The sequence below is a fragment of the Nostoc sp. genome (assembly GCF_036918015.1).
GTDB lineage: Bacteria > Cyanobacteriota > Cyanobacteriia > Cyanobacteriales > Nostocaceae > Nostoc.
The window spans coordinates 1-18,823 of the sequence record NZ_JBALEO010000095.1 but is presented as its reverse complement, the minus strand read 5'-3'; the positions used below and the strand labels follow the sequence as shown (position 1 = coordinate 18,823).

Below are 18,823 nucleotides of genomic sequence, written 5' to 3'. Positions count from 1 at the left end.
AACTAATCGATCCTGATATTGCTTTTTTATTACTTTTTCAGCAACCCCTAATTAAAGGATAGGGAATAGAAGCTTGTCCCTCGGAACTGTAACCAGGACTAGTAATTACGCACTTGCCTTGAGGAAATTTCAAAATTTCGTCAGCACTGATTACAGGCATTTTTTGTAAATTCTCACTCCAGCTAATTGAACGGCTCATTTGTCCGCCAAGCGATGCCTGCGGCGGGCTACGCCTACGCCCAGTGGTACGATTTTTAATCACCACTTCCTTCTCACCGTAACGCTTTGAGTAATCCTCAGCCGTTTTGTAGTTACCAGGATTGAACAAAACATGGGTGTGCGATTCGTTGCTCAGTGAATCACGGTATAAGCCCGTACATAACTAAGCCAGTCCGACAGCAGATTACTGTCATTAAAGACTGAACTCTCGGTCAGATGCAAGTGTAAGTCTTGCCATTCAGACTCAGAATTGACTCCTTATCTGCCCACACCGAACAAGCTCGGTTCTTGTAGAGTGAAGCTCTTAACTGGGCGCAATCAGACGACCGTTGCGGGTTGACACTGGCGCTAACAGGGAGTTCCTATGATGAAACAGAGCCTAGAAAAGCGACTTACTTTGGGAAAAGGGCGCAACTCAAAACCCCTCATCTCACTGGAGTTCATTCCCGCCGAACAAGCCCATAGTATCGGTAAGAGTCAAGGGAATCCAGTAGTCAAATTGGCTACATCTAACGGAACAATCAATCTCTCCGAGGGAACGAATAAAAACGAGTTGTGGGTCTAGGGGCGGTCGAACCCCAAGTAGCCCAGACGAGCGGAGGAATCCCCACAATTCGGGTAGGACAGACCGTAATTGGTCTGAGGTGTTCAGAAAATACAAACTCTAGAAGAGAAAATGATTAGACACAGTTATAAAACTAGTGAATCTTGGAAAGCCCTACCGTGGAAGAAATTCCGCCGAAATCTTTTCCGCCTTCAAAAGCGCGTATTTAAAGCTGTTCAAGTTGGAGACAAGCGGAAAGCTAGGTTACTCCAAAAGCTTATTCTAAAATCCACCTCGGCTCGATTTCTTGCAATTAGACTTGTATCTCAGCTAAACGCTGGTAAAAAGACGGCTGGTATTGATGGGAAGAAATCCCTCTCATTTGAAGAACGCTTCAACCTAGAAGAATTACTAAAAATGAATAGTGGAAATTGGAAGCATCAAGGACTACGGGAAATCCCCATCCCTAAGAAGGATGGGACTACCAGAATGCTTAAGATACCAACCATCGCGGATAGAACTTGGCAATGCCTCGCAAAATATGCACTTGAACCAGCACATGAAGCCACTTTCCACGCCAGAAGCTACGGGTTTAGAACTGGGCGCTCTGCCCACGATGCACAAAAATACATCTTTGAAAACCTTAGATCCTCTTGCAATGGAATAGAAAAACGAGTAATTGAACTCGATATTGAAAAGTGCTTCGACAGGATTAACCACTCAGCAATAATGGACGAACTCATCGCCCCCAAAGGCTTAAAACTCGGTATTTTCCGATGCCTCAAGGCAGGGGTAAACCCAGAATTTCCTGAACAAGGAACCCCACAAGGGGGAGTGGTCAGCCCATTACTAGCCAACATTGCGCTCAACGGAATTGAGAGTATACACAGATACCACTACAACTACAAACTAGGTTGCAAGGTACATGAGAAGACGCCAAATAAGTCAATCAAAGAACCATCAATCCGATACGCGGATGACATGGTTATTATACTCCGACCCGAAGATGATGCGATAGAGATACTTGAAAGAATCAGCGAGTTCCTCCGCAAGCGCGGAATGAATGTAAGCCAAAAGAAAACCAAAGTTACCGCCGCGACAGATGGGTTTGATTTCCTCGGCTGGCACTTCAAAGTCCAGAAAAACGGAAAGTTCAGAAGCATTCCCTCAGTGAACAACTTCAAAGCGTTCCGTAAGAAAGTAAAACACATCGTCAACAACTCGAATTTTGGTGCTACCACAAAGGCTGAGAAATTAGCCCCGGTAGTTAGAGGTTGGAGAAATTACCATAAGTTCTGCAAGATGGACGGGTCAAGAAACTCGCTATACCACATCGAAACAAGAGCCTACAAGGTATTTAACAAGGAAACCAAGCAAAACCGCTACTCTAGCAAGAAATTACTAGACAAAGCATTCCCAACAGTTTCCTACTCCGAAAACAAACACATTTCTGTTAAGGGAACTAAATCACCTTACGACGGAGATACAGCCTACTGGAGCGAACGTAGTAGTAAGCTCTATGACAGCGAAACTTCTATTGCTCTTAAGAAGCAAAACCATAGATGTGCCTCCTGCGGCTTAAAGTTCATCGATGAGGAACGGGTACACCTGCATCACATCGACGGAAATCACGTCAACTGGAAAAAAAATAATCTTGAAGCAATTCATGAGAGTTGCCACGATTACAAGCACATGAGCAAAAGCGCAAGCTGAGAACATCGGAAGCTGGGTGCGGTGAAAGTCGCACGCCCAGATTTAACTGAGAGGTGCGGGGAATAATATCCCCCATCGACTCAACCACTACAAGCTGATGCGATCGCATCAGCTTGTAGTACCCATGTTTTATTTAATCCTGGTAACTACAAAACGGCTGAGGATTACTCAAAGCGTTACGGTGAGAAGGAAGTGGTGATTAAAAATCGTACCACTGGGCGTAGGCGTAGCCCGCCGCAGGCATCGCTTGGCGGACAAATGAGCCGTTCAATTAGCTGGAGTGAGAATTTGCAAAAAATGCCTGTAATCAGTGCTGACGAAATTTTGAAATTTCCTCAAGGCAAGTGCGTAATTACTAGTCCTGGTTATAGTTCAGAGGGGCAAGCTTCTATTCCTTATCCTTTAATTATTCCAGTGTCCAAAGCCGATGAAAAACGGGCGCATGATAGTGAGGCTCTTTGGGACACACAAGTTAAACCTGCTTTAGAAAGTCAGGTGACAATTCCAGATATTAAAACGCTAACACAAGCATTACATGAACGGATTGAGTCAGCAGCGCGGATGTTGCCATTACCAGAGGAAGATGTAGCACCTGCACATGAGTCTAATAACAGTGAAACTGATGTTTTAGAAAATTTCCCAACACGAGTTTATCAAACACCCGGATTGCAAGGATAAAAGGCTGGTAGCTTTTAAAAAGCGAAATATTGTTGGATATATTGTTGCTCACAGGGTAGAATTTTCAGTGTTTGCTGTTGGATTTAGGCAGCCTTTTTTCGCTTTTTTAGGTTGTGTCTACCTCGTTTAACTCAGTGTTATAAGCTGTCGCATCTGTAATTTTCCAGAGCATCACAGAGTTACCAATGGTTGCAGACCCGAAAAAGTGCAAGTTATACGCGCGACAGCTTACTCTTCGGAAATTGGCGAATGTATTGAAATCAAAATTTTACAAATTAATGCTGAATCTTAGTAAGACAATATCACCTTTTACCCTTAACTTTTTTCAATGCTGCTTGTCTTACTTCTGCATTGAGCAAATAACCAAAACCCACCTTTTCTAAACGCAGCACAAATTCCTCTCGTGTATTGCCCAATTTACTAGCTGTAGCATCCAAATTCCAATTATGCTGGGCTAACTGACTCAGCAAATAAACTCGGCGAGTCTGCATTCCTGATAAGCGGTAAGTCTTCAAATACTCCAATTCACCATTCTCTCGAATAATCGCTTCCCCAATATGATTTTCTTCGTTGGGGTTGAGGTCAGTAATAAATCGTTGTAACATGAACGAACCAGCAGTATAGACTTTTTGGGAAATTAACTTGCGTCCTAACAGTCCCTCTGCCATAAAACCCTGAAACGATGCCCAATCTGAACGCATATTTTTTACTGCTGCTCTCAAAGCTTTTAAATCATTAATTTTGGACTCATCTAAAGATACACTCATTGGAAAAGTAGTATCGTGCAGCAACGCGTATTGGTACAATAACTCACCATAGAAATCTTCTAACAAGCTATTGTGCAAAAGTCGATAGTCCTCTGGGGTCGGTACTACAAAAGCTGATGCTAATGCTTCGGCAACAAATACCAATACCCCAACCTGTCGAGAGTGAATTTCAAATACCCGCAAAGCATCTTCAAGTCCAGCAATGTAACGTCCACTAAAAGAGCTTTCCATTCGGCTACCCAGCCCATGAGAAAGGGCATACTTAGAATATTCACTCCAGGCAATATCAGGGCCAGAGAAAAACATTGATAAAAAGCCTTCCATTGCCAAGTGCAGTGGCAAAAATCTCAGTTGATTACTAGATTCCCGCTTCACCATCCGGTGCATTAACCGGACACTGGCACAACCATAGTTTAGCTGTTTACCATCTGTTTGAAAAAGCTGTCCCCCAAAAGCCCCCACAGGACTGCCGTCATTAGTCCAAGACAACACTAGTCCGTGAGGAACATAGGAAAAATATTTCATTCCTGGTGCTGTCATTTCTCCTGTTAAGGAAACAACTGCTAAATCTTCATCGTAGCTACGACGCAGCAAGCGCAAGTCGTTACGTACTTGATGGCGCAATAATGGCACAATCCGCACTGCTCCCCGTATTTGAGAAGGAGCAATTTCTAGTCCTTTGAGTGATATGTCTGCTAACAGATTGCTTTTGGATGCCATAGGATGGTGTGTCTATTTTTATTAACTTTAAGCAACACCGTATTTGGTATAAGGACGTTTGTATGGGGGATGCAAGCCTAAAACAATATCTGAAGCTGGAACTCCTCTTTCCACTAGCTCTTGAGCAATATCGGCTTCTGTCATGTTGTGCTGAATCCAAATTTTATTATCTTTAATGTCTAAATGAATGTAACAGGCATAAATACGATTAAACTCTTGCCAACCAATATCTAGAATTTGATAGTGATCGTGTTCTGTATCAAAAATGAGTTGACATTCAATATTTGGTTCGTTTGGGGTGGCATGGGCGATTAATAATTCGCGCACAATTTGGCGATATCTGGCTAGTTTTTCCATTCGATACACCTTACAGCCTACACCCTAACATTTGCTTAACTCGCTCTGCTAAATATGATTCTAATTTAGCTAAAGATGCAGAACCTTCAGCAAACCGGGCAAAGCCCAACATCGTAGGTAAATCTTCTGCATCTCGTAATCCTACTGTGGGGATTGTGGGACTCAAGGGATGTAAAGAAAAGTCATCGGCATTGTAAACAGGATTGCAATGAATAATGGAAGTTTTTTGTTTCGGGTCTAAACGATCGCGATATACACGTAGAATTTCCGATGCTCCTCTAGGGGGATCGTTTTCCCAACCATCGGTTACAAGTACTATTAAATCTGCGCCCCAGTCCAAAGCATCCAGTAGGGGAGTAGCTAGGTCTGTTTGTCCACGAGGTAGAATCAGCAGTGGATCGCTGGTTGATGCTGTCCAAAAAGCTTGGTATTTCTGGGATGCTGCTTTTAGTAAGTAATGAGTAGCTAAGGCTACCCCTAGAGGACGACGATGTTTTTCGGCTGAACCGGAACTAGAGTAGCTGCAATCTAGAACTGCGGCTACTCGTCCTAGTTTTAGGGGTGATTTTCTTAATGTGAAGACAGCAGATTTCTCTAATGCTTGGTTTAAGATATCCCACTGCTGTTTGCGAGTATCCAATGGCAAAGATAGGATATACAGTGCCAAACGAGTTAGGGGGAGACGACCTAAATTAATGTCGATTTCTACTTCTGTGCGGTTGGCTGAACCTTGAAAGCGTAATTTTTCATTCAAGGTCATTTGCTCTTGAATACGGGATAAAAAGACCTCTCGTTTAATTCCATGTTTCGCTGCTAAACCTTCGGCAACTGTAAAGGGTAGTTGATAAACTGCTTGAGCGCTATAGTGTGCTTGGCGAAATGTCTCGAATAATTCTGTTTGATAAATTTGCTGTTTCCATTTACCAAAGAGAAAATTACCTAATTCCCCTGGTAGGGTGAGGTGAGCATGGGAGGCTATAGCTCGAAATTTAGAGCGATACTTCACAGCATCAAAGTTGATGTCACGTTTTTGCTGGAGATAATCACGAGCGATCGCTCTGCTACGACGATTATTGATACTTCTTTTCCGCAATTGTTGCAATACTTCCCAACCTCGTTGTGGTGGTAAGGCTGTTAATGCTGCGGCAATTAATGCACCTTCTTCTTGTCGATGTTCAGGGGGTGTATGTTTTCCTGTTGCTAGTAATTTGAGGATAATCTGCGCTTGGTTGAAGTGGTTAATTCCTGCTGCCAATGTCCGGGTATAGAGTAAGCGGTAATTACCTAAAATATAGTCGTGCAAAAAGTCAATAGATACGCGCTGCCCATAACCATCACCATAGAATTCACGCTGTCCTGTGCAGGAGAGGCAGGCATTAATAAACATGACTAAATCTTCCCTTGCCACCTGCTGATGCTGGTTCGCCCGATTAATGTCCATTGTTGACCGAAAACAGAGTATGGGGTGTAGGGTGTGGGGGGTTGGGTGTGGGGTGTAGTGTTTAAGACAATTAAATGCGAGTACGTCAAGCAGTTCAACACATTCTTAATTCCCCACACCCTACACCCAAAACACAGGAATACCAGGGATTTACGCTTATCAAGCGTGCCATTCGTGAAGAATATTGCATCACTTCTTCCCCTACACCCTACCCCCTATCCCCAACACCCTTTTCCTTGGGGGTACTGTTCGGGGAATGACGACACGACAAGCTAGGATAGCGTTACAGGCTAGGTTCGGAAGTCGCACCAAAGTCCCGCAAACAGTATTAACGACTATTTTAAGTTCTAGATTAGAAAATAGCTATAGGAATCTGACTTAAATCTTACTAAGTATACTGAGGTTTTAATCTCTATTATGCAAGGCTTCGATTTTCTCAGCTTTTCAAAAATTAAATAGGAATCCGGCGTTGCTCCCTTTGCGGGATGAATTGAGATTTTTTTTTGGAGCATGCGATCGCTGACTCGAATTGGAATGCTCTATCTGTGGGAGTTCTGCTGGGTGCGGCAGGAGTCCTAAAATGTGGAAATTCAGCTATAACGATGCGCTTGAGCGGTTACAAATTGCCTTTGCAATGCACCAAGATATTTCAATAATCCGCTCCAAGCGAATTGTTATACGGCGATTAGCCTAGACACCTGGTCTCCAGAGATTCTTCAATGATTTGTCCATCTTCCTCCAGTTTCACTTGATACGCTTTTGCTGCTGGTTTTGAAGTAACGACTTCGACAATCTGTTGCCCTTCAAACAGCACTGCTGCTCCGTCATCAATTCCAACACCAGGAGGCAGTTCGCCGTTTTTAACTAGCTGATGAAAATCATATCTTCGGTTGAATTCACCATCGTAGTGTGGTGTGCAACTACCTCGAATTAGCCCCAAACCTTGCAACGGACTCAGCTTACCAACCCAAGTTGAGTCACTTCCACCATATTCAAACCAACAAATCGCACCAGCACTCATCCCAGCTAGTAAGATGCCAGATCGCCAAGCCTTTCTCAAAATCTCGTCGATATTCCACTCTCGCCATACTGCAAGCATTGCACGAGTATTTCCCCCACCCACATAAATCAAATCTTGATTCAACAGATGTTGTTCAACATCAACTAATGGGATTGCACCTGATCGCGGTTGACGAAAGAACGCAAGATGTGATGGTTTGCAGGAGTACTTAGCAAATGCTGTGTAGAAACGTGAGAGGAAGTCTTCCGAATCGCCACTAGCAGTAGGAATAAAGCAGACCTTGGGATCGGTTTTACCCGTGCAGTTTAGACAGTACTGATCCAGAAGATCCTCTGTCTCCATTAGGAAACCGCCACCACCAATTGCGATCAACTTTGAAACCATACAGACTCAATTAAGATAACTTAACACCAAATCTTAACTAATAGCGTTGGATAACAGTCGTAGTCAGAGACATATTACTCCTTGACAGGGGAATTAGGCAGAAAATTTCAGTATTTTTTCCAGCAGAAAGCCTGTACTCATCTGCCTAAAATCCCATTCAATTGCCAATGGCAGAGGCATTAGCCTCTTAAATCTTGACTTCTGGAATAACTTCTAAATTGACCATTGACGATAACTCAGGAATGACTATATTTGATTGTGATTTGTTATCTGGAGATTGAGTCAGTAGTTTAATTAACCATTTTTCAGTCTGCATCTGATCCTTTTTATTCCAGCGTACATCTAATCTTTGGGCTGGTTTCACAGGATGTAATGCTAAAATTACGATTTGTATTTGGTTAGGAATAACTGAGTATTGTCTAGCCGTAGTCCATAGCTTCACCCGATCTTGCCAGCTTAAATGAGGATGGCGTATAGCCCATTCATAAAGCCTGGGAATACCTTGTTTAAATGCTATATTTGTTAATACTTGAATAAAGTGCTTGTCGTCATTAATTGCAAGAGGTGCAATAACTGGATTATCGACTAATAACTTTTTCCGAGATTGAAAAATTTCCGGGGCAAGTTCCTGTATTTGATCAACCCACTGAGCAATTTGAGGATAGGCATTTAATAAAGGTTCTACAGTCAGTCCTAAAAATAGTTGTTTCATCACCAAAGAGAAGTTATCTGCAACTATAGAGTCAAAGGCAGAGCGATTTGGATGATATTTTTGACTGGGAAATAGGACTTGTTGTTGTGTTTTAGTAATTTGTTGAATATCGGCAAGATTAATTACTGGCATGGTGGAGAGAATATAACATCTCTCCCATGCAGCGGTAAGCTGCAAATTAATTACTTCGATTAATCATGCTTCAATACAGATATACAGCGTATTGTGGGTTGCAGGAAGTCCAGTTGCAGGAAGTAGAAAATTTAGTTACAAAGCTACGCACCAATTGGGTTTTAATGTTGATAGTTGAAGGCTGATGTAATTAGGCAAGATAGCCAGGGCAAGCGTATGTTTAATAGGAGTAATTTTTTTGATTGAGATTATTAGAGTTCGTGCTACACCGGAGCAAATTGAACAGATGCTACAAGAGTTAAAGTTTTATATTAAGGTAGCGGTGGATATTGAGCATCGGATTCTGGCTGGGGGAGGTGAAATGCACTTTTACTGTGAACAGGCGTTGCTAGAAGATGGTAGTAAGCAGAGTGATATTTGGGCTGCTAGTTTCAGACCTGATACACAACAGATAATCTATGAGTCTATGGTTAATCTCCGTCCCCGACAGAATCGTTCAATGGAAATTATGGACGTTAAGATTAGAGAACAGGTTGCCGCAATTATTATGGAGTTTCTGGGATGAATAGTGGCTTAACTTATGAGCAAGAAACCTTTGTGCAAGATAGTATTCCTGTTAGATTGGAAAAATTGGCAACTAATTTAGCACGGATAAGTCAAATTTTCAGTGAGTCTACACATGAGGATGTGGTCAAAAGCCTGATTAGAGAGACTATGTATTTTCTTGAGTGGATAGCCCCAGATATAGATATTGACAATGCTTTTGAGTTAGCAAATTTAGGAAGGTTTCTTACACGCTGGCTGTTTAACTGGGAACAAGCTTGGAATGACACAGATGCTAAAAACCAGATTATTCAAGAACTTGGCACTTGGTCAGACAGTGTTTTGCAAATGTCAAAATTACCTGCTGTACAACAATCCTAATTGATAATGACTCAATCCCAACCTCCATTACCACAACCCAAACTCGAAGGATCTGGTATTACCTCTGACCAGTATTTTGAGTTTACTCCAGAAAAACTAGAACTGAGTAACGGATATTTGGGTTACGGTGGACAAGACCAACTTGGGTTTCATTTGTCTGTTCTCACCAACATGGGATTGTTGACAGCAGTTCGACATACAAATTTGTCGCTGTGGCTAGAAGCACTCAAAGGTGTGGTGAGGGAAAAACTACCGACTGTCAACGCCCAACCAGAAGTAGCAGAAGCAATGCTCAATCGATTTAATGGGGCGATTGCAGACTTGGAGGCAGTGATAGAGTATCTGGGACAATAAAATCTGGAAGTTGAGCGATGTCTACGACGATGATCATGTCAAACATCAGGTGTAGCGATGGGCTACATTTTGTCGGAGGCGATGGTCTCCGACCGACCGGAGGTCATCGCATTTAACAACAGTAATCCCATTTGCTTTAATAAAGCAGTGTTTCCATCAGGGCAACCATGTTGAATTAGGCACTTGGCACAGCCAGTATCACAATTACAATCTCGTGCGATCGCTCTAGCAGCACCAGCAAGTTTTGGCAGATGTTTAAACACAGCCTCAGCCGCACCATTCCCACCATCACTGGTATCATAGAAATAGCCTGTGTAATTGTTATTTTCCCCTAACTCCTTCACTACTGTAAAATTCACCTGTTTTAGGTCAACTCTAGCCACCAGCTGTAACGCTCTCATAATTTGATGCCCAAAGCTGTGGATAGCAATCAAGGGACTGGAATATTCCCATAACTGTTGATAGCCAGGGGGAATCGGTTCTCCACTGCGGGTTAAATTGGTTCTAGTTTCCAAGGCATTGTGCTGGAGGTATTCCCGCGCACTTGAGTTAATCGCTACTTTGACCATTGGTGCTGAAAATTGAGTACGGAAAGGCTGCTCAAACTTTTCTTCTGACAGGGTTTTCACAATTACAGCTTTGCGTGTGAGTTTGCTACAAAGCGGACAACGACGTTCTTTAGGTAGCAGTTCTTTGTAGTTAAGACACCGCTTGTTCAAACAAGTCTGCTCATAGATTTGGGTCATTAAACTGTAACCACTGGTAATGTGCTTAACCTCACCAAAACTAAGTGACAGGGTTAAGTATTCCTGACAGTCATCAACTTCACTGACTTGAGAAAACAGCAATGGTAACTTCACCGGATCTGTCAGCACTGTTAGGCTGCTGGTTTCTGACTCTGTAACTGCAACTGTAAACAGTGGGCTATCTGCTGTCTGTTTTAATATTGCTTGCTTGCTGTTCAAGTCAAGGGAGATGCACTGATAAGTCAGCATTCGTCCATTGACATCTTGTCGTTTGTAGATGGCTTGGGGATGGACTTCCCGGTGAGCAATATCTTCTGAGATTTCCTCTAGTTCTTCCCCTGATTCTGCATCTACTAGCTTGATGGTAGTTTGGGATAAGCCACCCCGAAAGTTAACATCTTTATGGGGATAGCCTTTTGCCCAGAGTCCATTACGACCTTTATTTAGATGCCCTTGGGCTAACAGGAGTTTTGCTACCTCGTAAGCGGCTGTGCCAAAGTAGTGCTTTATTTTATTAGTAGGAATAGTTCTAAATCACATAGTCAAATATAGTCAGACACTTGCAACTTAGGTTTAAGCAACTCCATTTTTAGCACGTTCGCGCCGGAACAATGGAGTTATACGCCTTGGATGTACTACCAAACATCCCCTATCCCGAAGATGCGAATTGAGACAATCGAACCCTTTGGGATTACTTTTTCTGCCGATGTTAAATGCACCATTGACATCGGCATGAATCTTCAAACCATCCTTACTGACGTACCAGGCTCTTTTGACGCGCCTTCCTGAAAAGGTGTGATTTATCTTGGGGCTGGGGTCGAAAGTTGGGATATTGTCCCAATCAATAAACGAAGCGCGGCTAGTATAGCTTTCTTCGTTTACCACAACGGTAATGCCGACTCGTTGGAGTTTATAAGTCAGCATTTCGATAAATTTAGCATGGGGTATTTGAGTAAAACTTTGGTTGGTTCGCTTACCTAAATTAAGATGTGTTTTCCATTGCTCGTTTTTACCTATTGATACGTGAGTTACACCTAGACGCAGAAATTCATCCACAATCATTTTTGTAGATTGATGCAAATACGAATCCACAAAATTGTGGCGATTGCGAACTATGTTTGCAATTCGACGGGAAGTCCCAACTTTGATAAATCCTCTATACTTGGCAATCTGTTTGTTGTAGAATTGGTTAACTGATTTTAATGGTTTACCATTTACGGCAATTGGCTGAATTGTTGGGTCATTAAATACAATGGTTGCTAGGTTATCTAATCCGATATCAATTGCTGCTGCTAGTTGCGGATTTAGGCTACAGAAAAGGTGGCTATTTTCTGCTAATTCGTAAACTACCTCAATCACAAAGCATCCGGTTTTTGGGATAATGCGAACTTCGCACAAATCATCAAACCTGAGTCCTGGTTTTACTGGAATCCTGATTGGCGACTTTGAAGGTACAACCCACCCGTTGTTAAATTCTCTTTTAGCAATAGCTTGATTGTTAAACTTGACTAGATTTTTCTCGTCAACATATCCTGGCGGTTTTGGTTGACCCGTGAATTTATTTGGCTCTAACTTGTATTCTTTTAATGCTTTGTAGTAAGCAAACCAAGCATCAGCATTTTGTTTTAATACAAGTTGTGCAACTTTAGCGGGAAGTGCTTTGTAATTTTCGTCTTGTTTAAATAGTAAGTCTAGTTTGGCTTGAGATTGTGTACTCCAACCAAAGAAGAATCCTTGGCGTTGAGTGAATTGAGCCGTGTTGTAAAGCTGGCGGGAAATTGTAGTTATAAGAAAGCAATAATCAAACCAAGCATCACCTCTTTTAATAACATGCTTCTCAACTTGTCGCATAATAAATTGCTGCCTCAATTGCTAAATCTTACCACTTTTCTTCAATAATGAATAAGTGACTATTCTTGACCATATTTGACTAGAAGTTGAGTGAAGTTGTAAAATACCAGTTTCTGCTGCTGCACACATCAAATGTTTAGCAGCAAAGATGGGATATTCGTCATTAAAGAACACTTCCTCAGCTTCTGGCGATACCAGCATTTCTGGATGTTCTGCAACATAGCAGTCAATGGGATTGAGAGCATTGGGAAGCAGCACTGTCAGTCCAGACTGAGAACGTCCGGCGCGGCCACTGCGTTGCTGGTATGCCATTTTGGAACCAGGCCAGCCACGCAAAATGCAACATTCTAATTCTGGTAGGTCAATTCCAGCTTCTAATGCTTCTGTGGCAATAATCCACTTGATCGTACCAGACTGGAGTTGGTCAACTACTTCTGCCCGACGCTCAGAAGTTATGCCACTGTAGAAAGCGGCTACTTGGTTTGATTTGAGTAATTCTGTTAGTTCCCGCACGCTGCGACGGGAGTTACAAAAGGCGATACCTGACTTATTTTGATTGAGTAAAAATTGAATTATTCGAGCGGTGTCACCAGTCAGATTGTAACTGGGCTGAGTGATAATTATTTGTCTAGATGGTGAAGCGGCTCCACTTTTGCGAATCCAAATCAGGGGTTTGGGGTTGAGTTTAGTGGGTTTTAAGCCTGAGATTTTCAGAGCCAGTTGTTTAGGATTACCACAAGTGGCACTCAGGAAGATAAATTGCAGTTTCTTGGAGTCACCACCGTAATGATCTACTGCTAGTTTAATGCGACGAATCAGCCAGGACATATTTGCGCCATAGCTACCTGAGAGGGTGTGAGCTTCGTCAATTAATATGTAGCGCAATCGCTGATAAAAGTTTGCCCAATGCGCGGATTTCCAGGCTTGCTTGAGTTGAAAGTGGATTAATTCTGGTGTGACACCTAATATATGCGGTTCACTCTTGAGGATTTGTTCTCGTTTTTCTGATTTGACATCTCCAGTGATCATTGCCAGTATAGGTCTGGATTGTGTTGGTATGGTAGAGAGGAGTTCAGAGATTTTGTGGAACTGGTCTAGCGCCAATGCTCTTAGTCCATAAAATGCTAATGCTCGATGTTCTTGATTGATACAACCTTCCAGAATTGCGGGGTATGTGCTGAGAGTTTTGCCACTGGCTGTGGGAGAGGTGAGGATTAAACTTTTACCTTGTCTAATTGCTTGTAAGGCTTGAAGTTGGTGAGAGTAAAGTTGGGTAATTCCTAATGATTGAAGTGCTTTAATTAATTTATTTGGCAGGTCATTAGGGATATTTTTCAGATTAGGTTCTTTGGCAGGGACAGTCTGTTGCCATAGTAAATCTTCACCTAGAAATTCAGCAATATCTGTTGGTTCAGTAGGATGGTTATTTGAGTTGGAATTTTCTGTAATGGGTGTACGAGGTGGTGTCCAAAAACTCTGAAGTAATGGATTATAATTGGGCGTGTTCATGGCGGTGTTTTTCGCTCACTGCCCTAAAAAATCCCCCATTGGGGGAGTAGTAGTAAATCCCAAAAAGTAATATTTCTTAACCCAAATTATTGTTCAATTTTTAATTAATTTATTAGGTTATACTTAAAATAGTAATATTAAGATTGTTATGATTTCAAAGGAAATATGCAAAATCCAAATACAAGTAACCTTTTTTTAATAAAAAATTCTAAACTCGAATATCTGCTAAAACGAAAAAAATGGGAAAAAGCTAATAAAGAAACTAATAAATTGATTAATCAAATAATAAATCAAAATTATCGAATTGAAGGTTTTTTTGCATCTGATTTAATAAAAATCCTACCTACTGAAAACCCGTCAGATTGTGAATTTTGTAAAATTGACCACCTTTGGGTAAATCATAGTAGTGGTCATTTTGGTTTCAGTGTCCAAAAAGAAATTTATATAGAATCAGGAGGTATACAAAACGATATTGAAGCAGGAAATCCAAATGTTTTGTACAGATTTCTCGCTGAAGTTGGTTGGAGAGAACTAAGCATTATAGAACCAACAGAAAGAATTATTGTTTCTAAACCAGATTTTAGACATAGTGCCAAAAGAGGACATCTCCCTTATTGGTATGAGTGGGAGCCAGACGGTCTTAGAAGTAATTTATTTGAGCGATTCAAAATACGCAGAAAAGACAATTGGTATGAATACGAGTTAGATGAAAATGGTGAATGCAAGCTAAATAAAAACGTTTTTCTAACATACTGGGGTTTTCTGGCATTTTTCTCTATTGTTGCTCAATGTGGAAAATAATTTAGAAGCAACAACCTAAATGGATTAATGAGGTTGAACAGTATCACCTTCTGTTCTGTAACTCTTGAAGAAAAACCTGGATTTCCAAGAGTTAGGGAATTGCAAATAAAAAATCTCCAATTTGTAGGGTGTGTCAGCAAGATAGTCTGTAACAAACCATAAACCACCCTACAATCTTTGGATAATTTATTTTTTGGAATCCCTTAGAGCATTGGTAGACACGCAACCTTATTACTCGATTGGAGGCACTTCTTCTATTAAATTATTAAGAACGATATCAATATTTATCTCACATAAATAGTATTCGCTCAAGTATTTGATAATGGAAGTTCCTGCATGAAAACAAAAATCAGCATCTATTCTCTGTACATTAGGGCTAATAGTTCCACCATGTCTTACACCAGGTTCACTATTGGCATAGTCGTAAACTTTCTGCATTATGTCTAGAAATTGTTTAGACCATCTTTCGTCTTTGTTCATTTTTTTTATTCCATTTCCTAAAGTGTTTTCTTTTGGGTGAATTTGTCTAACAATGCTTTCAATTGCTGAGACAATTTCCTTGATTGAGTTTTCTGAATCAAAAGGATACCGAGTCAGAAAAAAATATGCTTTTTTATAATGTGCTATTGCTGGTTCAAAAGTAGTTTTTAAATCTAATTGAACTTGCTCAATGTTATTGGTAAGAACTTGAGATACAAAACGTATTAATTTGCTTTCTTCATTAAGATTCCAACCAACTTGATGTTCTACAAAAAAATTATTTAAATTCTGTCGATAAACTTCAAAACCAAAAATATTAATCCATTCATCTTTAGATTTGTAGTAAGAGTTTTGTTCTAGCTGTTTTATTTCTTTTCCTACAAGTTCAATAAAATCATAAAAATGATTCCATTGACACGTCCGAAGATGTGAACATAGGTGTTCCCAACAATACCAAGAATCGTTGTAGATTGGTTCTGTGTCATCATGAGTTAAAATACAAAGTTTTTCATGTAAATCTTTAATTCCAAGAGGAATAAGATCACGAGTTTGAAATTCAGGTCTAGAGTCACGATCTACATAAGTAAGTCCATTTAACAATCGGTTGATGTAATCTAAACGTAGCCATTCAGGTGCATCTTCAAGAATTAGTTCTTTCCACTGAATGGGATTATAATCATATCGGTTTGAAAAAGTCATAAAGTTAGAAGCAGTACAAGGTTTACTTAGTTAGTAATCTAACACTAATGAGGATACTTTAAAGCCTCTATCAAAAAACGCGATCAGCGTATAATTGAGCCTCTCCCTAATTGATATTCCCCGTAAATATACTGCCCTAAAGCATTAGCTTGGCGAGAAGGTGCAGCTAAATAGGCATTGATCTTAGCTTCTTTTAGCAGACGTTGCAAATCTTCCCAGAAGAATTCACCACCGCCACCAGTGAGAATTACATCAGTAACACGCTCTGGCAACCAAGCCAGCACACGAGAGTAATATTTCCGTGAAAAATACTCAATCCAGTTAGGAATCAAATCATCTAGATTGGTAGTTTTACTAGATACTTTGGGACGGTAGAAGCGTTCTTTTTTGGGTTTGTTTACAGCAGAAATCAGTTCTAATGATTGACTATCAGCGCCTTCTATTTCTGCCGCAATCATCTCATAAAACTGGTTCATACCAAAGTCTTCACTCTTAGAAGCATCTCTAACAAACCGGAAGTTATCTATCATAATCATATTAATATTTTGATAACCAATATCAACAATAGCCACGGGAATTTTTGTCAAATCAGGAACATTTGGACGCTTTCTAGGTTGAGCTTCAGTCCAGAGCCAACTACCATAACCTTCCGGCATTACCCATATCTTAGAAATATTCAAACATACGGATTGACCACGGAAGTTTATTATATGGGGACCAGCAATCATACTGATTAACTGTGCTTTCTCTATCTCAAATTGTTTTAAGGAACAGAAAGGTAAACCTATCACTACGGATATTTCATCTTTAAGTTTAAAATAGGCAGCACTTGCCAAAACTTTTATCAATGCAGATTCAAGCTTAGATTGTCCAACACAGAGATTTGCACCAAAGTCAGATGCTAATTGACCAACAGCATAACCACTACCTTGATGTTCCATCCACAAATCCATTAAGGGGTCAGTAGCTTTAGGTTCAAAAAGACCCCCACGAATTTGTTCAAATGAGATTTGCTTCACATTCGCAGGAATAAACACCACATTATTAGGTTCGCGGCTCACACAAGTCTTTGTGCTGGTTCTGCCTAAATCAACACTGAGAATAGTTTTATTGTCAACATCGTTGGGTTTTACAGTGTTGATTTGTTTAGTTGCTGCTATTGCTTTTAAAAGACGTGCATAGTAGTCATCAGGAACAATAATTAACTCCTCTTTTAATTGGTAGAGAACTTGGTTAGTTTGTTCCACTGCTATTTGAAATCTATTTAAAGCATCTGCTGTTGATTCTCTATCAATCTCCCACATTAAGGTAATGAGATTTTGTTGCAATCGCACTGCCAAACGCAAACAGTCTTTTTCTACTTCATTTAATGCGTGTTGACGAGTTAAATCATTAATCTGTCTTTTGCTTTCATCAGCAAATTCATAATATTTCTTCTCTAAATTGGCGTATTTGTCCGTTAATTCATTTGCAACTTGTCTGTGATGCTTGGCTGCTTGTCTGTCCTTTTCGCCAGTAGCATGAGCAGTAAAAGCACCTGCAACAGCACCAACCGCCGCCCCTAAAGCACCGAATAGAAGAGGAATTATAAAAATCATATAATTTTTGACTAATTATCTAGGAATGAGGAGGAAGGCAAGGAAGTTGAGAATTAGGCAACAACTTACTATCTGCTGATGTGAGTCCTAAAGATTGAGCAATAGCCACTGATTCACGTAACCGTTGCATAGCCCCTTCTATCCCCGGTGCAATTGGACGATTTGTAATTTCTTGATTAATGGCTTCTGCTTCGGACAAAAATTCTAGATTTTTCTGATGTTCATAAATCAGTTCATCTTCAATTGCTTGCAAATTCGCTAGTTCTTGCTGAGTTAAAGACTCGAAATATACTCTTACATCCTGTTTATGGTCATCAAGGATTTTGAAAAACTCGTAAACCATACCCGCAGCACCAACAACAGCTAATGCAGGTGCTACTGTAGTTAATGCGATCGCAATTGGTGGACAAGCTGCTACTACTGCTGTAGTTGCAAATGCCGTTGCACCCCCAACTGCACCACCCATGACGGTATCTTTTAATGTTGCTGTAGTCGCTTCTTGTGCAGAAATTTCGCCTCGGACTACACGCAGTGCATTAGTTAGAAGCGAAAAAGGTGCGGCTGTTACTGCACCAACAGCAGCCCCCAAAGGTGCAGCTTGAAAACCTGCTTTAACAGCACCTGCGAGATTGTCAAACTGCAATTTGGCATTCAGTCTCATTTGTTCCTGCCAACTCATGGTTTTATTACCACGAGTGATGTTGTCTTTGGCATTCTCCCATTTGATATTGTTGGGGTTATTAGACCCTCCTTTGCTGTGGGGTTTGATATGACTAGCGTGTTTATCAGATAGATATTGTTCGGCATTACTAGCCGCAGATTTGCCGTCAACACCTGCGCGTTGAGATGGGGGAATCTTCTCTAACATTTCTTGGGCTTGCACCCTGCTTCTTGTCGGTTCACCAGGTCGAATCCCACCTTTATATAATCTACGCGCCGCACTTAAAGGTAAATCCTGTAAATTAGCGTGGTGAATGTTGGTTGTAGCAGCAGCGTTGACAGCAGAATTAGGATGGGAATCGTCAGACATGAGTGATTACCTTTCGTATCTAGTTTATTCTTTGAAATTTGCTAATACCTGGACTTTAGACTAAAGGTGAGCGATCAGTAAGTGAGAGGGTGGGCAAAAAATAAAGGGATGCCTGTAATCACAAGCACCCCAGTAACGGAAGA

The 18,823-nt window shown here is 41.0% G+C and carries 19 protein-coding genes; 7 read left to right on the top strand and 12 right to left on the bottom strand.

Going from position 1 to position 18,823, the window contains the following annotated elements:
- Nucleotides 1-37 precede the first annotated feature (37 nt).
- Nucleotides 38-355 carry a TraM recognition domain-containing protein gene (locus V7K61_RS30135; protein WP_335059343.1) on the bottom strand — a complete coding sequence of 106 codons (318 nt, stop codon included), beginning with the start codon at nt 353-355 and terminating at the stop codon, nt 38-40.
- 228 nt (nt 356-583) lie between these two features.
- On the opposite strand from V7K61_RS30135, the gene V7K61_RS30130 reads away from it, so the two are divergent.
- From V7K61_RS30130 to V7K61_RS30120, 3 genes are all read left to right on the top strand, one after another.
- The gene (locus V7K61_RS30130; protein WP_335059300.1) at nt 584-784 is read left to right on the top strand and encodes a hypothetical protein; all 201 of its coding nucleotides are present in this window, start codon (nt 584-586) and stop codon (nt 782-784) included.
- A gap of 111 nt (nt 785-895) precedes the next feature.
- Entirely contained in the window at nt 896-2,476 is a 1,581-nt protein-coding gene (locus V7K61_RS30125) for a group II intron reverse transcriptase/maturase (protein WP_335059298.1), read from the top strand.
- Between the two features lie 102 nt (nt 2,477-2,578).
- Entirely contained in the window at nt 2,579-3,154 is a 576-nt protein-coding gene (locus tag V7K61_RS30120) for a TraM recognition domain-containing protein (protein WP_335059341.1), read from the top strand.
- A gap of 302 nt (nt 3,155-3,456) precedes the next feature.
- On the opposite strand, the gene V7K61_RS30115 is transcribed toward V7K61_RS30120, so the two are convergent.
- From V7K61_RS30115 to V7K61_RS30095, 5 genes are all read right to left on the bottom strand, one after another.
- Entirely contained in the window at nt 3,457-4,641 is a 1,185-nt protein-coding gene (locus V7K61_RS30115; RefSeq protein ID WP_335059296.1) for an ARPP-2 domain-containing protein, read from the bottom strand.
- Nucleotides 4,642-4,668: 27 nt separating this feature from the next.
- A complete protein-coding gene (locus V7K61_RS30110; protein WP_335059294.1) occupies nt 4,669-4,998 on the bottom strand; it encodes a XisI protein in 330 nt (109 codons plus the stop codon).
- Nucleotides 4,999-5,008: 10 nt separating this feature from the next.
- The gene (locus V7K61_RS30105) at nt 5,009-6,439 is read right to left on the bottom strand and encodes a hypothetical protein (protein ID WP_335059292.1); all 1,431 of its coding nucleotides are present in this window, start codon (nt 6,437-6,439) and stop codon (nt 5,009-5,011) included.
- Nucleotides 6,440-7,124: 685 nt separating this feature from the next.
- Nucleotides 7,125-7,844, bottom strand: a complete 720-nt coding sequence (locus V7K61_RS30100) for a peptidase E (protein WP_335059290.1) — start codon at nt 7,842-7,844, stop codon at nt 7,125-7,127.
- A 187-nt stretch (nt 7,845-8,031) separates the two neighbouring features.
- On the bottom strand, nt 8,032-8,733 hold the full coding sequence (locus V7K61_RS30095; protein ID WP_335059288.1) for a hypothetical protein: 702 nt from the start codon (nt 8,731-8,733) through the stop codon (nt 8,032-8,034).
- Between the two features lie 193 nt (nt 8,734-8,926).
- On the opposite strand from V7K61_RS30095, the gene V7K61_RS30090 reads away from it, so the two are divergent.
- Genes V7K61_RS30090 through V7K61_RS30080 form a run of 3 tightly spaced genes read left to right on the top strand, consistent with a single transcriptional unit; the run spans nt 8,927 to nt 9,966 of the window.
- Complete coding sequence (locus V7K61_RS30090; protein WP_292805476.1) at nt 8,927-9,253, top strand: DUF5674 family protein; 327 nt, start codon at nt 8,927-8,929, stop codon at nt 9,251-9,253.
- Nucleotides 9,250-9,612, top strand: coding sequence for a hypothetical protein (locus V7K61_RS30085; RefSeq protein WP_322683997.1), 363 nt, complete (start codon nt 9,250-9,252; stop codon nt 9,610-9,612). Before V7K61_RS30090 ends, V7K61_RS30085 begins: the two co-directional genes overlap by 4 nt.
- 6 nt (nt 9,613-9,618) lie before the next feature.
- Nucleotides 9,619-9,966, top strand: a complete 348-nt coding sequence (locus V7K61_RS30080) for a hypothetical protein (protein ID WP_335059286.1) — start codon at nt 9,619-9,621, stop codon at nt 9,964-9,966.
- A 62-nt stretch (nt 9,967-10,028) separates the two neighbouring features.
- Here V7K61_RS30080 and V7K61_RS30075 read toward each other — a convergent pair whose 3' ends face one another.
- From V7K61_RS30075 to V7K61_RS30065, 3 genes are all read right to left on the bottom strand, one after another.
- Entirely contained in the window at nt 10,029-10,961 is a 933-nt protein-coding gene (locus V7K61_RS30075; protein WP_335059284.1) for a DUF1998 domain-containing protein, read from the bottom strand.
- Nucleotides 10,962-11,285: 324 nt separating this feature from the next.
- Nucleotides 11,286-12,563, bottom strand: a complete 1,278-nt coding sequence (locus V7K61_RS30070; RefSeq protein ID WP_335059282.1) for an RNA-guided endonuclease InsQ/TnpB family protein — start codon at nt 12,561-12,563, stop codon at nt 11,286-11,288.
- A 21-nt stretch (nt 12,564-12,584) separates the two neighbouring features.
- Nucleotides 12,585-14,072, bottom strand: coding sequence for a DEAD/DEAH box helicase (locus V7K61_RS30065; RefSeq protein WP_335059279.1), 1,488 nt, complete (start codon nt 14,070-14,072; stop codon nt 12,585-12,587).
- A gap of 165 nt (nt 14,073-14,237) precedes the next feature.
- On the opposite strand from V7K61_RS30065, the gene V7K61_RS30060 reads away from it, so the two are divergent.
- Complete coding sequence (locus tag V7K61_RS30060) at nt 14,238-14,873, top strand: GUN4 domain-containing protein (RefSeq protein ID WP_335059277.1); 636 nt, start codon at nt 14,238-14,240, stop codon at nt 14,871-14,873.
- A 231-nt stretch (nt 14,874-15,104) separates the two neighbouring features.
- Here V7K61_RS30060 and V7K61_RS30055 read toward each other — a convergent pair whose 3' ends face one another.
- The 3 genes from V7K61_RS30055 to V7K61_RS30045 all read right to left on the bottom strand — a co-directional run bounded on the left by V7K61_RS30055 (nt 15,105) and on the right by V7K61_RS30045 (nt 18,680).
- Complete coding sequence (locus tag V7K61_RS30055) at nt 15,105-16,052, bottom strand: AbiJ-NTD4 domain-containing protein (RefSeq protein WP_335059275.1); 948 nt, start codon at nt 16,050-16,052, stop codon at nt 15,105-15,107.
- An 83-nt stretch (nt 16,053-16,135) separates the two neighbouring features.
- A complete protein-coding gene (locus V7K61_RS30050) occupies nt 16,136-17,212 on the bottom strand; it encodes a ParM/StbA family protein (protein WP_335059339.1) in 1,077 nt (358 codons plus the stop codon).
- 457 nt (nt 17,213-17,669) lie between these two features.
- The gene (locus V7K61_RS30045) at nt 17,670-18,680 is read right to left on the bottom strand and encodes a hypothetical protein (RefSeq protein WP_335059273.1); all 1,011 of its coding nucleotides are present in this window, start codon (nt 18,678-18,680) and stop codon (nt 17,670-17,672) included.
- Nucleotides 18,681-18,823: the final 143 nt, after the last annotated feature.

Excerpts from the sequence above, each read along its gene's own strand:
- V7K61_RS30080 (WP_335059286.1), top strand. The coding sequence starts at position 9,619 with ATGACTCAATCCCAACCTCCATTACCACAACCCAAACTCGAAGGATCT.
- V7K61_RS30110 (WP_335059294.1), bottom strand. The coding sequence starts at position 4,998 with ATGGAAAAACTAGCCAGATATCGCCAAATTGTGCGCGAATTATTAATC.
- V7K61_RS30115 (WP_335059296.1), bottom strand. The coding sequence starts at position 4,641 with ATGGCATCCAAAAGCAATCTGTTAGCAGACATATCACTCAAAGGACTA.
- V7K61_RS30105 (WP_335059292.1), bottom strand. The coding sequence starts at position 6,439 with ATGGACATTAATCGGGCGAACCAGCATCAGCAGGTGGCAAGGGAAGAT.
- V7K61_RS30130 (WP_335059300.1), top strand. The coding sequence starts at position 584 with ATGATGAAACAGAGCCTAGAAAAGCGACTTACTTTGGGAAAAGGGCGC.
- V7K61_RS30100 (WP_335059290.1), bottom strand. The coding sequence starts at position 7,844 with ATGGTTTCAAAGTTGATCGCAATTGGTGGTGGCGGTTTCCTAATGGAG.
- V7K61_RS30045 (WP_335059273.1), bottom strand. The coding sequence starts at position 18,680 with ATGTCTGACGATTCCCATCCTAATTCTGCTGTCAACGCTGCTGCTACA.
- V7K61_RS30060 (WP_335059277.1), top strand. The coding sequence starts at position 14,238 with ATGCAAAATCCAAATACAAGTAACCTTTTTTTAATAAAAAATTCTAAA.
- V7K61_RS30055 (WP_335059275.1), bottom strand. The coding sequence starts at position 16,052 with ATGACTTTTTCAAACCGATATGATTATAATCCCATTCAGTGGAAAGAA.
- V7K61_RS30065 (WP_335059279.1), bottom strand. The coding sequence starts at position 14,072 with ATGAACACGCCCAATTATAATCCATTACTTCAGAGTTTTTGGACACCA.
- V7K61_RS30075 (WP_335059284.1), bottom strand. The coding sequence starts at position 10,961 with ATGCTGACTTATCAGTGCATCTCCCTTGACTTGAACAGCAAGCAAGCA.
- V7K61_RS30125 (WP_335059298.1), top strand. The coding sequence starts at position 896 with ATGATTAGACACAGTTATAAAACTAGTGAATCTTGGAAAGCCCTACCG.
- V7K61_RS30070 (WP_335059282.1), bottom strand. The coding sequence starts at position 12,563 with ATGCGACAAGTTGAGAAGCATGTTATTAAAAGAGGTGATGCTTGGTTT.
- V7K61_RS30085 (WP_322683997.1), top strand. The coding sequence starts at position 9,250 with ATGAATAGTGGCTTAACTTATGAGCAAGAAACCTTTGTGCAAGATAGT.